At 66.7% G+C, this 14,263-nt stretch carries 13 protein-coding genes; 10 read left to right on the top strand and 3 right to left on the bottom strand.

Going from position 1 to position 14,263, the window contains the following annotated elements; translation table 11 throughout:
* Positions 1-273: 273 nt before the first annotated feature.
* Positions 274-1,539: an SGNH/GDSL hydrolase family protein gene (locus AC5LXX_RS01320; protein ID WP_493410276.1), complete on the bottom strand. Its 1,266-nt coding sequence runs from the start codon at positions 1,537-1,539 to the stop codon at positions 274-276.
* 199 nt (positions 1,540-1,738) lie between these two features.
* Between AC5LXX_RS01320 and paaA the strand changes: the two genes are divergently transcribed.
* From paaA to AC5LXX_RS01280, 8 genes are all read left to right on the top strand, one after another.
* A complete protein-coding gene (gene paaA / locus AC5LXX_RS01315) occupies positions 1,739-2,743 on the top strand; it encodes a 1,2-phenylacetyl-CoA epoxidase subunit PaaA (protein WP_493410275.1) in 1,005 nt (334 codons plus the stop codon).
* Between the two features lie 36 nt (positions 2,744-2,779).
* Positions 2,780-3,064: a 1,2-phenylacetyl-CoA epoxidase subunit PaaB gene (gene paaB / locus AC5LXX_RS01310; protein ID WP_006482881.1), complete on the top strand. Its 285-nt coding sequence runs from the start codon at positions 2,780-2,782 to the stop codon at positions 3,062-3,064.
* Positions 3,065-3,074: 10 nt separating this feature from the next.
* Positions 3,075-3,878: a 1,2-phenylacetyl-CoA epoxidase subunit PaaC gene (gene paaC / locus AC5LXX_RS01305; RefSeq protein WP_124456546.1), complete on the top strand. Its 804-nt coding sequence runs from the start codon at positions 3,075-3,077 to the stop codon at positions 3,876-3,878.
* A 25-nt stretch (positions 3,879-3,903) separates the two neighbouring features.
* Complete coding sequence (gene paaD, locus AC5LXX_RS01300) at positions 3,904-4,476, top strand: 1,2-phenylacetyl-CoA epoxidase subunit PaaD (RefSeq protein ID WP_493410274.1); 573 nt, start codon at positions 3,904-3,906, stop codon at positions 4,474-4,476.
* 2 nt (positions 4,477-4,478) lie between these two features.
* On the top strand, positions 4,479-5,567 hold the full coding sequence (gene paaE, locus AC5LXX_RS01295) for a 1,2-phenylacetyl-CoA epoxidase subunit PaaE (protein ID WP_493410273.1): 1,089 nt from the start codon (positions 4,479-4,481) through the stop codon (positions 5,565-5,567).
* 128 nt (positions 5,568-5,695) lie between these two features.
* Entirely contained in the window at positions 5,696-6,520 is an 825-nt protein-coding gene (locus AC5LXX_RS01290; RefSeq protein ID WP_493410272.1) for a DUF1835 domain-containing protein, read from the top strand.
* Between the two features lie 16 nt (positions 6,521-6,536).
* Positions 6,537-7,142: a TetR/AcrR family transcriptional regulator gene (locus AC5LXX_RS01285; protein ID WP_006482923.1), complete on the top strand. Its 606-nt coding sequence runs from the start codon at positions 6,537-6,539 to the stop codon at positions 7,140-7,142.
* Between the two features lie 235 nt (positions 7,143-7,377).
* Positions 7,378-8,025, top strand: coding sequence for a GNAT family N-acetyltransferase (locus tag AC5LXX_RS01280; RefSeq protein WP_176048849.1), 648 nt, complete (start codon positions 7,378-7,380; stop codon positions 8,023-8,025).
* Between the two features lie 56 nt (positions 8,026-8,081).
* Here AC5LXX_RS01280 and AC5LXX_RS01275 read toward each other — a convergent pair whose 3' ends face one another.
* Positions 8,082-8,606 (bottom strand): Lrp/AsnC family transcriptional regulator, encoded by a 525-nt coding sequence (locus tag AC5LXX_RS01275; protein ID WP_059528294.1) that lies wholly within the window; start codon positions 8,604-8,606, stop codon positions 8,082-8,084.
* Between the two features lie 213 nt (positions 8,607-8,819).
* On the opposite strand from AC5LXX_RS01275, the gene hppD reads away from it, so the two are divergent.
* Positions 8,820-9,917, top strand: coding sequence for a 4-hydroxyphenylpyruvate dioxygenase (hppD, locus tag AC5LXX_RS01270; RefSeq protein ID WP_124456551.1), 1,098 nt, complete (start codon positions 8,820-8,822; stop codon positions 9,915-9,917).
* 132 nt (positions 9,918-10,049) lie between these two features.
* Here the strand turns inward: hppD and AC5LXX_RS01265 are convergent, their stop codons facing one another.
* Complete coding sequence (locus AC5LXX_RS01265) at positions 10,050-10,244, bottom strand: hypothetical protein (protein WP_493410271.1); 195 nt, start codon at positions 10,242-10,244, stop codon at positions 10,050-10,052.
* A gap of 329 nt (positions 10,245-10,573) precedes the next feature.
* Here AC5LXX_RS01265 and AC5LXX_RS01260 point away from each other — a divergent pair, with 329 nt between their 5' ends.
* Complete coding sequence (locus tag AC5LXX_RS01260) at positions 10,574-14,164, top strand: indolepyruvate ferredoxin oxidoreductase family protein (protein ID WP_493410270.1); 3,591 nt, start codon at positions 10,574-10,576, stop codon at positions 14,162-14,164.
* The last annotated feature ends 99 nt before the right edge of the window (positions 14,165-14,263 follow it).

Raw genomic sequence — 14,263 nt, 5'->3', positions numbered from 1 at the left:
TCGTTGCGACTGCGGGGTTCAACTTCCGTACCGCCGAGGCCGCTACCACCGAGCCTCACCAGTACTGCTTCCCTTCCTCCCGCGCCGCGTTTCCGTTAGCGCGAAAGAGGCGTGATTCTATGCACCTCACGTCGTTCCCGCAAGCCCTTTTGTGAAGAAATTTGAAAAAGCCCCCGTGCGCTGACGCGCACGGGGGCTCGGGGCTCGACGGGCCACGTGACGCCGCCGACTTCCACGCCGCCGGCAACGCCGCCCTCTATATATAGAAGCGCATCACTTGCCGCCCACGACAGCCTGCAGTTGCTCGACCGGCACCGCGTCGGCCATTGCCGTATAGCCCGCGTCGCTCGGGTGGATACCGTCGCCGCTATCGTATCGGCGCTGCAGCACGCTCGGGCGCGCCGGATCGCGCAGCACCGCGTCGAAGTCGACCACTCCGTCGAACCCGCCGCCGCTCCGGATCCACCGGTTCACTTCGAGCCGGATCGCCTCGCGCCCGGCCGGCAACGCGGCCGGCGTGAGCGTCGCGCCGTATACCTTCACGCCGCGGCGGTGTGCAGCCTCGATCAGCCGGCGATAGCCGTCGATCAGCGACGCAGCCGTGACCTGCGTGTGCGGGTGGTCGCAATCGAGCCCCGCACGCGGCGGCATCGCCGCGAAGTTGATGTCGTTGATCCCGATCAGCACGACCACCGCCTTCACGCCCGCACGCGACAGCGCATCGCGCTCGAACCTCGAAGCCAGCGACGTGCCGTAGCACGCGGAATCGCTGAGCAGCCGGTTCCCGCTGATACCCAGATTCACGACGCCCACCGAATCGGCGCCCGATGCCGTCAGCCGGCGCGCGAGCGCATCGGGCCAGCGGCGGTTCCGGTTCACGCTGGAGCGCAGCCCGTCGGTGATCGAATCGCCGATCGCCGCGACGCTGGCGCGCGCCGTGCCGGCCTCGACAGCCAGCTCGGTCACCCATGCATATTGGGTAAAACGGGTGCGGAACGCGGCAGCGCCCGGATCATTCACGTGATCGCCCGGCGCCGACACATAGTTGAACTGGTTCGATACGCGGTGCCAGACAGTCATTCGCTGGTTCGCCCCCATCTGGAGGCTGATCGCATAAGGCTGCGCGGACATCACGTCGATGGCCACCGGATCGCTTTCCAGTTCCTGGCCCGGCGCGAGCGTCACCGACGGCTTGCCGCCGAACCGGACCGGCACGGCCGCGCCGCCGGCGAGCGCCGCGCCCTCACCGGCGCGCGCGAGGCTCGCGGCCTCGACGACCAGCGGCGCGCTGCCGTAGGCATTGCTCACGCGAATCCTTGCGGCACGCCCCGACACCGTCGGATACACGATCTGGCGCACGGTCCGCCCGGCCACGTCGGGCGCGCGGTAAAGCGGCGGCGGCGCGACAAGGTCGGGAATCGGCTGCAGCGCCGTTGCCCACGCGGCAACCCATCCGGCCGGCGCGGCCGACGCCGCGAGCGGCGACACGAAAACGGCCGCACCCAGCATGGCCGCGGCGAAACTGCTTCGGAATGACATCGGCAAAATCCTCATCGGAAAGCGGGCATTGTGCCGCAGAAGGCGCGAAACTCACGTGCAGGACCGCGCTCGCACCATCGGATCACGCCCCGACGTCCCTCGTTTACCCGAGTCTCGCCGCAAATGCGCAAGAAATTTATTAACCGACCGGTCGGTTGGTTTATACTTCGCACACATTCAACCGGACGAGAGCCTCGCCATGTACACGCAATCCCTCGACATCCCCGGCAACGTCGCGCCGCTCGACGCCGCAGCCGAGTCGCCCGAGCAGGCGCGGTTCGATGCGGTGATGGCGGCCGACGGCAAGATCGAACCGCAGGACTGGATGCCCGACGCCTATCGCAAGACGCTGGTGCGCCAGATCTCGCAGCACGCGCACTCGGAAGTCGTCGGCATGCTGCCGGAAGGCAACTGGATCTCGCGCGCGCCGAGCCTGAAGCGCAAGGCGATCCTGCTCGCGAAGGTCCAGGACGAAGCCGGCCACGGCCTCTATCTGTACAGCGCGGCCGAAACGCTCGGCGTGTCGCGCGATTCGCTGATCGACGCACTGCACGCCGGCAAGGCGAAATATTCGAGCATCTTCAACTATCCGACGCCGACCTGGGCCGACGTCGGCGTGATCGGCTGGCTCGTCGACGGCGCCGCGATCATGAACCAGATCCCGCTGTGCCGCTGCACGTACGGCCCGTATGCACGCGCGATGATCCGCGTGTGCAAGGAAGAGTCGTTCCACCAGCGGCAGGGTTTCGATGCGCTGCTGTCGATGATGAAGGGCACCGACGCGCAGCGCGCGATGGTCCAGCAGGCCGTCGACCGCTGGTGGTGGCCGGTGCTGATGATGTTCGGCCCGAGCGACGCCGATTCGGTCCACAGCAGCCAGTCCGCGAAATGGGGCATCAAGCGGATCTCGAACGACGACCTGCGCCAGAAATTCGTCGACGCGACAGTCGACCAGGCGAAGGTGCTCGGCGTGACGCTGCCCGACCCCGACCTGAAATGGAACGAGGCGCGCGGCCATCACGACTACGGCACGATCGACTGGGACGAATTCTGGCGCGTGGTCAACGGCGACGGCCCGTGCAACAAGGAACGCCTCGCGACCCGCGTGAAAGCGCACGACGACGGCGCCTGGGTGCGCGAAGCCGCGCTCGCGCACGAAGCGAAGCGCCGCGCCCGCGCCCGCGCCGAACAGCACGCCGCCTGAGCGGCAACACTCGAATTCAGGAATCAGGAGAAAGCGATGAACAAGGAATGGCCGATCTGGGAAGTGTTCGTGCGCAGCAAGCAGGGCCTCGACCACAAGCATTGCGGCAGCCTGCACGCCGCCGACGCGACGATGGCGCTGCGCATGGCGCGCGACGTCTACACGCGCCGCCAGGAAGGCGTGAGCATCTGGGTGGTGCCGTCGTCGGCGATCACCGCGTCGGACCCGAGCGAGAAGGCCGAGCTGTTCGAACCGGCGGGCGACAAGATCTACCGTCACCCGACGTTCTACACGCTGCCCGACGAAGTCAACCACATGTAACGCCCGCGCCATGACGATCACGCCCGAACACCTCTCCTACGTGCTGCGCCTCGCCGACAACGCGCTGATCCTCGGTCAGCGCAACGCCGAATGGTGCGGCCACGGCCCGATCCTCGAGGAAGACATCGCGCTCACCAACATGAGCCTCGACCTCATCGGCCAGGCACGCATGCTGTATACGCACGCGGCCGAGCTCGAGCGCCAGCTCAACGGCGCGACGAAAACCGAGGACGACTACGCGTACTTCCGTACCGAGCGCGAATTCGCGAACTTCACGCTCGCCGAGCTGCCGCACTACGGCCCGGTCTCCGGCACCGCGCACGCCGACAAGGACTATGCGGTGACGATCGTGCGCAACTTCCTGTACGCGACGCTGATGCTGCACGTCTGGAGCGCGCTGGAAACGTCGGCCGACACGCAGCTCGCCGCGATCGCCGCGAAATCGGTGAAGGAAACCCGCTATCACGTGCAGCACGCACGCGAATGGCTCGTGCGCCTCGGCGACGGCACCGACGCGTCGCACCGCCGCGCGCAGGATGCGCTCGACTACCTGATGCCGTACACGCGTGAATTCTTCGCCGCCGATGCGATCGACGACGCAATCGCCGCCCCGGGCATCGGCCCGGCGCCGGCCGCGCTCGAAGCCGCATGGCGCGCGGACGTGGACGATGCGCTCGCCGAGGCGACGCTCACGCTGCCGGCGCCCGTGAAGCACGTGACGACCGGCAAGCAGGGCGAGCACTCGGAGCACATGGGCTACCTGCTTGCCGAAATGCAGAGCCTCGCGCGCCAGCACCCCGGCGCGACCTGGTAACCGGCCCACGCCACGGAGCCCGACGATGTCCGTCCAGACCGCTGCCCCTGCCCACGCCGCACACGCCACACCCGCCGCGCACCACGACGATCCGCTGCTCGCCCGCGCGTGGGACGTGCTGGAAGCCGTGCCCGATCCGGAGATCCCGGTCGTGTCGATCCGCGAGCTCGGCATCCTGCGCGACGTCCGCCGCGCGGACGACGGCCAGCTCGAAGTCGTCATCACGCCGACCTACTCGGGCTGCCCGGCCATGTCGCAGATCGCCGAGGACATCGCCGCCGCGCTGCAGGCCGCCGACCTGCCGCCGCACCGGATCGAGACGGTGCTCGCGCCCGCCTGGACGACCGACTGGATCACGCAGGAAGCGCGCGACAAGCTGCGGGCGTACGGCATCGCGCCGCCGGTCGGCCAGTGCGGCAGCAGCGCACCGCGGGAAAACGTCGTGCGCTTCGTGCCGCGGCCGGTCGCGGCGCCCACCTGCCCGCGCTGCGGCTCCGCCCGCACCGAGCGTCTCGCGCAATTCGCATCCACGGCCTGCAAGGCGCTGTATCGCTGCGTCGACTGCCGCGAACCCTTCGACTACTTCAAACCCTACTGAATATGGCGACCCCGCAATTTCATCCGCTGCGTATCCGCGACGTGCGGCCCGAGACCGCCGACGCCGTAACGGTCTCCTTCGACGTGCCGCCCGAGCTGCGCGACGCGTACCGCTTCACGCAGGGCCAGTTCGTCACGCTGAAGACCCACATCGACGGCGAGGAAACGCGCCGCTCGTATTCGATCTGCGTCGGCACGACGGACTACGACCGTGACGGCGAACTGCGCATCGGCATCAAGCGCGTGCGCGGCGGCCGCTTCTCGAACTTCGCGTTCGACACGCTGAAGCCCGGCCACACGATCGACGTAATGACGCCGGACGGCCGCTTCTTCACGCACCTGAACGCCGACCACGGCAAGCAGTACGTCGCGTTTTCCGGCGGCTCTGGGATCACGCCGGTGCTCGCGATCGTGAAGACGACGCTCGAACTCGAGCCGCGCAGCACGTTCACGCTGATCTACGGGAACCGCAGCGTCGACGCGATCATGTTCGCCGAGGAGCTCGAGGACCTGAAGAACCGCTACATGAACCGCTTTGTCCTGTATCACGTGCTGTCGGACGACATCCAGGACGTCGAGCTGTTCAACGGCGTGCTCGACCAGGCGAAATGCGCGGAATTCCTCGACACGCTGACGCCGGCCGACGCGATCGACGAAGCGTTCATCTGCGGCCCGGCGCCGATGATGGACGCGGCCGAAGCCGCGCTGAAGGCGGCCGGCGTGCCTCCGGCGAAGGTGCATGTCGAGCGCTTCGGCACGCCGCTGCCGCAAGCCGGCACGCCGGTCGTCGACATTACCGACCAGACGCCGGCCGCCGACCTCGAAATCGTGCTCGACGGCAAGAAGCGCAAGCTGCGCCTGCCGTACCAGGGCGTGAGCCTGCTCGACGTCGGCCTGCGCGCGGGCCTCGCGCTGCCGTATGCGTGCAAGGGCGGCGTGTGCTGCACGTGCCGCGCGAAGGTGATCGAGGGAGAGGTGCGGATGGAAAAGAACTACACGCTCGAGGAACACGAAGTGAAGGACGGATTCGTGCTCACGTGCCAGTGCCACCCGATCAGCGACAAGGTCGTCGTGAGCTACGACGAGCGCTGAGCGGCGTTGCGTCGCGGCGCCGGACGGTTTCTCGCCGTCACACATCTCGCTTACACTAGGGGCCGCCGGCCGGCTGGACATCGCAACGTCCGCCCGGCCGGCGGTTTTCTTTTGTTGACGACAGGCCGATGAGTACCATTCATGTGATTCAGGGCGGCACCGCCGCCGCGTCGTTGCGCGAGGCACTCGCGCAAGCCGGGCGCGACGAGCGCGTCGTCGGATTGCTCGACGATCTCGGCGTCGGACCGCTCAAGGGCGCCGACGAGACGCCCGACACGCGCGCCGCCTTCTGGCACCACGTGCTCGGCGACCAGATCCCCGACTGGAACGCGGAAATCGAGGGCGAATTCGCGCGTCTCGACCAGCTCGCGATGGATACGGGCCAGGTGGTCGTGTGGCACGCGCCGAGCGTCGGCGACAAGCTGTTGCTGCGCCGCGTCGCCTACCACCTGCGCAACGTGCCGCAGCGCCTGAACGAGGTGCGGCTGTCGGCCGCCGATTTCGACTCGGCGCAGCGCACGGCGCTGTCGCGCGCCGACCAGGCCTGCTCGACCGGGATGTTCTCGCCCGCGGAACTGGCACGCAAACGCCCGGTGGCCGCGCCAATCTCGGTGCTGCGGATCGGCCGCCTCGCACTCGAATGGCAGGAGGCGAAACACCTGAACGCCGAACTGCGCTACTGGGTCAGCAATACGATCAAGAGCGGCTACTATGCCGATCTCGACGCGCTGATCGTCTCGCGCGCGGAAGCCGACTGGCTGCCCGCGCGACGCCTCGTCGGCAGCATCATGGCCGCCGCCGACCGCGGCGGGCTGTTCGTCAGCGATTCGATCGCCTGGTGGCGCTGCCGCGAGCTCGCGGCAGCCGGCCGGCTCGAGCTGCAGGACGACGCGCCCGACGCCCTCTCTTCCACGCAGGTGCGCGCGGCCCGCACGGCGCTCGCGCACCGCTAATCTTTCGCATTCGACCATGGCCCGTACCCGAGCGCCCGACCACGAATCCCAGCGCGAGCAGATCCTCGATCTGGCCGCCGAGAAATTCGCGCAGACGAGCTACCCGAGCACGTCGATGTCCGATCTCGCGACCGCGAGCGGCACGTCGAAGGCACGCCTCTATCATTATTACGAGAGCAAGGAAGCGATCCTGTTCGACCTGCTCGACCGCTACACCAAACGGCTGATGCTGATCATCGCCGAGGTCGAAGGCGCGAGCCAGCGGCGCGGCCTCAGCGAGCGCGACGCGTTCGCCGAGCTCGTGCGCGCGTTCCTCGCCGAATACGAGACGTCGCACAGCCGCCACGTCGCGCTGCTCAACGACGTGAAGTATCTGGAAGATGCTCAGCGCGAAATCGTGCTCGACCGCCAGCGCGACATCGTCGCCGCGTTCACGCGCCAGCTTGCGCGCGCGTACCCGGACCGCATCTCGAAGGAAAACCAGACATCGGTGACGATGATGGTGTTCGGGATGATCAACTGGACGTTCACGTGGTTGAAGCCGGGCGGCCGCCTCGGCTACCGCGACTTCGCCGAGCAGGTGATCGACCTGATCGAACGCGGGCTGTCGACGGCAGCCTGATTGCCGCGCAGCAGCATGCGTTGCGCGATGGGTACACTGCGACGGCCCGCCGCGCATTTCATATGATGAATTTAAAATCCGTTTAAAATCAAATAGATATAAAATTAACTAAGCGGTTTTAGAATTTCTCCTCGGCACAAACAACGTCAAATACGGGTTTTCCCCAACCCTCGTCGGGTAAAATGCTGTTGCATTGCACAACCCGCTTGTGCAGCCACACACTGAGGAACCCACGATGAACACGCAATTCAACGGCCCTGCCGAAGTCGTCGGCACGGTCGGCAGTGCGCCGGTTCTCGTCAGGGAACTGGCTTCCAAAGACCGTGAGCAGATGCTCACCCACTTTCTCTCGCTCGACGAAGAGGACCGCCTGCTGCGCTTCGGCCAGATGGTGCCCGACCACGTGATCGAGAACTACGTCCGCACGATCGACTTCGGTCGCGACACCGTGTTCGGCGTGTTCGACCACGACCTCGAACTGATCGGCGTCGGCCACCTGGCCTATCTGCCGGCCGAGGGCGACAAGCGCACGGCCGAATTCGGCGTGTCGGTGCTCGAAAGCGCACGCGGCCGCGGCGTCGGCTCGAAGCTGTTCGAGCGCGCGGCGATCCGCAGCCGCAACACGCGCGTGACGATGCTGTACATGCATTGCCTGTCGCGTAACGCGACGATGATGCACATCGCGAAGAAGTCCGGCATGCGGATCGAGTACGCGTACGGCGAAGCCGATGCGTACCTGTCGCTGCCGCCGGCCGACCACTCGACGATCATCGCCGAGATGCTGCAGGAACAGGCCGCGGTGTTCGACTACGCGATGAAGCGCCAGGCGCACCGCACGACGAAGTTCATCGAATCGCTGATGCCCGCCGCACTGACGGCGTAACCTCAGCCAGCCGGGCCGCGCCTGACGCGCGCCCGGCCCCCACCTTCCCCTGCGCACTAGCGCACCGAACGGATCGGCAACGCCGTCGTCTCCTTGAAACATTCGAGCGAGAAGCTCGTCTTCACGTCGATCACCGACGGGTGATGCAGCAAGTGCTCCTGCACGAAGCGGGAGAAATGCGCCATGTCCTCGACCTGCACGCGCAGCAGGTAATCCATGTCCCCCGTCATCGCGTGGCACGCGACCACTTCCGGCCAGGTCTGCACGGCCGCGCGGAACAGCTCCGCATGGGTCGCGCCCGCGCGCGCCGACGTCTCGTCGACCCGCACCGGCGCAAGGCCGCCGCGCTTCTCGAGCCGCACGCTCACGTATGCGAGCAGGTCGAGCCCGAGTTTCTGCGGATTCAGCAGCGCGACATAGCCGGTGATCACGCCGATCTCCTCGAGCCGCCGGATCCGCCGCAGGCACGGGCTCGGCGACAGGTTCACGCGCTCGGCGATCTCCTGGTTCGACAGGCGCCCGTTCTCCTGAAGAATCGCGAGAATCCGCCGGTCGATGGCATCCAATTCGGCTTGCGCCATCTTCTGCCCTCCAATGATTATTTCGAGACTGGAAATTGCGCCATCGTAGGGGCCTGCGATTAAGTTCGCAAGTTTCCGCTCGCGGCCGCCCGCTACACTCTGTCGCATGGTTCGACTCGCTGCGCATGCTCATCGCACGCGCAGCCGTCGACATCGAACCCGGCCAGGCAGGCGCACGTCACCCGGCCGATCGCCCCGCACAGGAGACACGACATGCAGATCCCCAACTGGGACAACCCCGTCGGCACCGACGGCTTCGAATTCATCGAATACACGGCACCGGACCCGAAAGCGCTCGGACAACTGTTCGAGCGGATGGGTTTCACCGCGATCGCGCGCCACCGCCACAAGGACGTGACGGTCTACCGCCAGGGCGACATCAACTTCATCATCAACGCCGAACCCGATTCGTTCGCGCAACGCTTCGCGCGCCTGCACGGCCCGTCGATCTGCGCGATCGCGTTCCGCGTGCAGGACGCCGCGAAGGCATACCGGCACGCGCTCGACCTCGGCGCCTGGGGCTTCGACAACAAGACGGGCCCGATGGAACTGAACATCCCGGCAATCAAGGGCATCGGCGATTCGCTGATCTATTTCGTCGACCGCTGGCGCGGCAAGAACGGCGCGCAGCCGGGCGCGATCGGCGACATCAGCATCTATGACGTCGACTTCGAGCCGATTCCCGGCGCGAACCCGAACCCGGTCGGCCACGGCCTCACGTACATCGACCACCTGACGCACAACGTGCACCGGGGCCGCATGCAGGAATGGGCCGAATTCTACGAGCGCCTGTTCAACTTCCGCGAAGTGCGCTACTTCGACATCGAAGGCAAGGTGACGGGCGTGAAGTCGAAGGCGATGACGTCACCGTGCGGCAAGATTCGCATTCCGATCAACGAGGAAGGCTCGGAAACGGCCGGCCAGATCCAGGAATACCTCGACGCGTACCACGGCGAAGGGATCCAGCACATCGCGCTCGGCGCGAGCGACATCTACCAGGCGGTCGACGGCCTGCGCAGCAAGGAAGTGAAGCTGCTCGACACGATCGACACGTATTACGAGCTGGTCGACCGCCGCGTGCCGAACCACGGCGAATCGCTGGACGAGCTGCGCAAGCGCAAGATCCTGATCGACGGCGCGCAAGACGACCTGCTGCTGCAGATCTTCACCGAGAACCAGATCGGGCCGATCTTCTTCGAGATCATCCAGCGCAAGGGCAACCAGGGCTTCGGCGAAGGCAACTTCAAGGCGCTGTTCGAATCGATCGAACTCGACCAGATCCGCCGCGGCGTCGTGCAGGACAAGGCCTGACGCACTCGGCAGGCGGCCGTCGCGGGCAACCGGGCCGGCCGCACGATCCGGCGTCACAAAGAAAAAGGGCGGGAATCCTCGGATTCCCGCCCTTTTTTCATTCCGGCGCGGCCTACCGGCCACGCGACCGGATCAACGCGCGTTCGCCTTCGACGCGACGGCGCGCTCGGCCGACGGCCGTGCAGCGGCGTCCTGGGCCGGCACGATCTGACGCATCTGCGCGCCGGCTGCCGCCAGTGCGCTCGCGCCTCGCGCGTGCACCGGGCCGGTCATCGCGAAAAACGCGGTGGACACGATCAGGAAACTCTGGATATGACGTGTGTTCATTGCACCTCCTGTAAAACTGCCGGCGCCTCCCCGATTGCGTCGAAACGAACCAGCGCGACCGGGCACCTCCGGCAGGCCGACAAGATTAACGGCATTTGCCCGCTGATGAACGCGGCTTTACATGCCTTTACATGATGTAACGCATCATCACGCCCTTTTTTCTGGTGCGCCGCCGCCATTTCACCCGGATTCCAACCGATGGGCGGCGGGTTTGCCCCAGTGCTACCATCGCTTAAAACCGGCGAACATGCCGGCCACGCCGATGCATCCACAAGATGCCTGAAGCGGTCGAGTTTTGGTGATCCCAAACTGGGTGGAGGAGACAGTTAATGAATGCCCCGCTAGACGCAGACCAACGCGCGTCGCTAGAAGCCGCGCTGAAGTCCGTCACGCTAGATGACAAATACACACTGGAACGCGGCCGCGCGTACATGAGCGGCATCCAGGCCCTCGTGCGCCTGCCGATGCTCCAGCAGGAACGCGACCGCGCCGCCGGTCTCAACACGGCCGGCTTCATCTCCGGCTACCGCGGCTCGCCGCTCGGCGGCCTCGATCTGTCGCTCTGGAAAGCCAAGCAGCACCTGGCGGCCCACCAGATCGTGTTCCAGCCCGGCCTCAACGAAGATCTCGCCGCCACCGCCGTGTGGGGCTCGCAGCAGGTGAACCTGTACCCCGGCGCGAAGCACGACGGCGTGTTCGGCATGTGGTACGGCAAGGGTCCGGGCGTCGACCGCACCGGCGACGTCTTCAAGCACGCGAACTCGGCCGGCTCGTCGCGGCACGGCGGCGTGCTGGTACTCGCCGGCGACGACCACGCGGCGAAATCGTCGACGCTCGCGCACCAGTCCGAGCACATCTTCAAGGCCTGCGGGCTGCCCGTGCTGTTCCCGTCCAACGTGCAGGAATATCTCGACTTCGGCCTGCACGGCTGGGCGATGAGCCGTTATTCGGGCCTGTGGGTCGCGCTCAAGTGCGTGACGGACGTCGTCGAATCGTCGGCGTCGGTCGACATCGACCCGCATCGCACCGAGATCGTACTGCCGACCGACTTCATCGTGCCGGAAGGCGGGCTGAACATCCGCTGGCCCGATCCGCCGCTCGTGCAGGAAGCGCGGCTGCTCGACTACAAGTGGTACGCGGCGCTCGCCTACGTGCGCGCGAACAAGCTCGACCGAATCGAGATCGATTCGCCGAGCGCGCGCTTCGGGATCATGACGGGCGGCAAGGCGTATCTCGACGTGCGCCAGGCGCTGACCGACCTCGGCCTCGACGACGAAACCTGCGCGCGGATCGGCATCCGGCTCTACAAGGTCGGCTGCGTGTGGCCGCTCGAAGCGCAAGGCGCGCAGGCGTTCGCGCGCGGCCTCGACGAAATCCTGGTCGTCGAGGAAAAGCGCCAGATCCTCGAATACGCGATCAAGGAAGAGCTGTACAACTGGCCGGACGGCCAGCGGCCGCGCGTGTTCGGCAAGTTCGACGAGAAGGACGGCGCCGGCGGCGAATGGTCGGTGCCGATGGGCAACTGGCTGCTGCCCGCGCACTATGAGCTGTCGCCCGCGATCATCGCGAAGGCGATCGCAACGCGTCTCGAGAAGTTCGAGCTGCCGTCCGACGTGCGCGCGCGCATCGCCGCGCGGCTCGCGGTGATCAACGCGAAGGAAATGGCCCTCGCGAAGCCGCACGTGCAGACCGAGCGCAAGCCGTGGTTCTGCTCGGGCTGCCCGCACAACACGTCGACCAACGTGCCGGAAGGCTCGCGCGCGATCGCCGGCATCGGCTGCCACTACATGACCGTCTGGATGGACCGCAGCACGAGCACCTTCAGCCAGATGGGCGGCGAAGGCGTGCCGTGGATCGGCCAGGCGCCGTTCACGGACGAGAAGCACGTGTTCGCGAACCTCGGCGACGGCACCTACTTCCACTCGGGCCTGCTGGCCGTGCGCGCGGCGATTTCGTCGAAGGCGAACATCACCTACAAGATCCTCTACAACGACGCGGTCGCGATGACGGGCGGCCAGCCGGTCGACGGCGTGCTGACGGTGCCGCAGATCACGCACCAGCTCGCGTCCGAAGGCGCGAAGAAGATCGTGATCGTCACCGACGAGCCGGAGAAGTACGACAGCCAGAAGGCGCTGCTCGCGCCGGGCGTGACGATTCATCACCGCGACCAGCTCGACGACGTGCAGCGCGAGCTGCGCGAGATCGAGGGCACGACGATCCTGATCTACGACCAGACCTGCGCGACCGAGAAGCGCCGTCGCCGCAAGCGCGGCACGTATCCGGATCCGGCGAAACGCGTCGTGATCAACGAAGCGGTGTGCGAAGGCTGCGGCGACTGCTCGGTGCAATCGAACTGCCTGTCGGTCGAGCCGCTGGAAACCGAATTCGGCACGAAGCGCCAGATCAACCAGTCGAGCTGCAACAAGGACTTCTCCTGCGTGAAGGGCTTCTGCCCGAGCTTCGTCACGGTCGAGGGCGGCCAGCTGAAGAAGCCGAAGGCCGTGTCGGTCGACGGCAGCGCGCTGCCGCCGATTCCCGAACCGACCTTGCCGGACATCGACCGCGCGTACGGCGTGCTCGTCACCGGCGTCGGCGGCACGGGCGTCGTCACGATCGGCGCGCTGCTCGGGATGGCCGCGCACCTGGAAAACAAGGGCGTGACCGTGCTCGACGTCACGGGCCTCGCGCAGAAAGGCGGCGCCGTGATGAGCCACGTGCAGATCTCGCACGCGCCGACCGACATTCACGCCACGCGAATCGCGATGGGCGAAGCCGATCTCGTGATCGGCTGCGATGCGATCGTCACGGCCGGCGACGAGTGCACGTCGCGGATGCGGCACGACGCGACGCGCGTGGTGGTCAACAGCGCGCAGACGCCGACCGCCGAGTTCATCAAGAACCCGAACTGGGCGTTCCCCGGCGTGTCTGCCGAGAACGACATCCGCGCGGCGGCCGGTGAGTCGGTCGACTTCATCGACGCGAACCGCTTCGCGGTCGCGCTGCTCGGCGACGCGATCTACACGAACCCGTTCGTGCTCGGCTACGCATGGCAGAAAGGCTGGCTGCCGCTCACGCTCGCGTCGCTCGAACGCGCGATCGAGCTGAATGCGGTGTCGGTCGAGAAGAACCGCGCGGCGTTCGACTGGGGTCGCCGCGCCGCGTACGACCTGGCCAGCGTGAAGCAGGCCGCGGCCGGCGACGCACGCCCCGCGCAAGGCGCCACGGTGATCGCGCTGCATACGAAGAAGGCGGTCGACGCATTGATCGCGAAGCGCGTGGAATTCCTCACCGCATACCAGGACGCCGCCTATGCATCGCGCTATGCGGCCTTCGTCGACAAGGTGCGCGCCGCCGAGCGCGCGCTGGCGGACGGCGACACGGTGCAGGAGCAACTGACCGAAGCGGTCGCGCGCAACCTGTTCAAGCTGATGGCGTACAAGGACGAATACGAGGTCGCGCGGCTGCAGTCCGACCCCGCGTTCCTGGCCCGCCTGACCGCGCAGTTCGAAGGCGACTGGAAGCTGAAATTCCACCTCGCGCCGCCGCTGTTCGCGAAGACGGACGCCCATGGCCATCTCGTGAAGAAGGCGTACGGCCCGTGGATGATGTCGGCGTTCCGGCTGCTCGCGAAGGCGAAGTTCCTGCGCGGCACGGCGCTCGACCCGTTCGGCCGTACCGAGGAGCGTCGCACCGAGCGCGCGCTGATCGGCGAGTACGAAGCGCTGATCAGCGAGGTGACGGCCAAGCTGAACGCGACCAACCGCCCGCTCGCGCTCGAGCTCGCGGCACTGCCGGACGGCATTCGCGGCTACGGCCACGTGAAGGAGAACAACCTGCGCGCGGTGCGCGTGAAGTGGGACGCGCTGCTCGCGAAGTGGCGTTCGCCGGCTGGCGGCCAGTCGCACCAGCAGGTCGCGTAACGCGCGGCACGCGGCGCGGCGTTCGAAGCCGGAACGCCCGCCCGCGCCGCCGCCGGTTGCGGTTCACGCAAAAAAAAACGCCACGGAACGCAGGTTCCG

This window comes from Burkholderia torrens (assembly GCF_984668525.1).
The sequence above is the reverse complement of the archived record's forward strand: the minus strand, read 5'-3'. Positions and strand labels throughout refer to the sequence as shown.

Excerpts from the sequence above, each read along its gene's own strand:
- AC5LXX_RS01320 (WP_493410276.1), bottom strand. The coding sequence starts at position 1,539 with ATGTCATTCCGAAGCAGTTTCGCCGCGGCCATGCTGGGTGCGGCCGTT.
- paaA (WP_493410275.1), top strand. The coding sequence starts at position 1,739 with ATGTACACGCAATCCCTCGACATCCCCGGCAACGTCGCGCCGCTCGAC.
- paaB (WP_006482881.1), top strand. The coding sequence starts at position 2,780 with ATGAACAAGGAATGGCCGATCTGGGAAGTGTTCGTGCGCAGCAAGCAG.
- paaC (WP_124456546.1), top strand. The coding sequence starts at position 3,075 with ATGACGATCACGCCCGAACACCTCTCCTACGTGCTGCGCCTCGCCGAC.
- paaD (WP_493410274.1), top strand. The coding sequence starts at position 3,904 with ATGTCCGTCCAGACCGCTGCCCCTGCCCACGCCGCACACGCCACACCC.
- paaE (WP_493410273.1), top strand. The coding sequence starts at position 4,479 with ATGGCGACCCCGCAATTTCATCCGCTGCGTATCCGCGACGTGCGGCCC.
- AC5LXX_RS01290 (WP_493410272.1), top strand. The coding sequence starts at position 5,696 with ATGAGTACCATTCATGTGATTCAGGGCGGCACCGCCGCCGCGTCGTTG.
- AC5LXX_RS01285 (WP_006482923.1), top strand. The coding sequence starts at position 6,537 with ATGGCCCGTACCCGAGCGCCCGACCACGAATCCCAGCGCGAGCAGATC.
- AC5LXX_RS01280 (WP_176048849.1), top strand. The coding sequence starts at position 7,378 with ATGAACACGCAATTCAACGGCCCTGCCGAAGTCGTCGGCACGGTCGGC.
- AC5LXX_RS01275 (WP_059528294.1), bottom strand. The coding sequence starts at position 8,606 with ATGGCGCAAGCCGAATTGGATGCCATCGACCGGCGGATTCTCGCGATT.
- hppD (WP_124456551.1), top strand. The coding sequence starts at position 8,820 with ATGCAGATCCCCAACTGGGACAACCCCGTCGGCACCGACGGCTTCGAA.
- AC5LXX_RS01265 (WP_493410271.1), bottom strand. The coding sequence starts at position 10,244 with ATGAACACACGTCATATCCAGAGTTTCCTGATCGTGTCCACCGCGTTT.
- AC5LXX_RS01260 (WP_493410270.1), top strand. The coding sequence starts at position 10,574 with ATGAATGCCCCGCTAGACGCAGACCAACGCGCGTCGCTAGAAGCCGCG.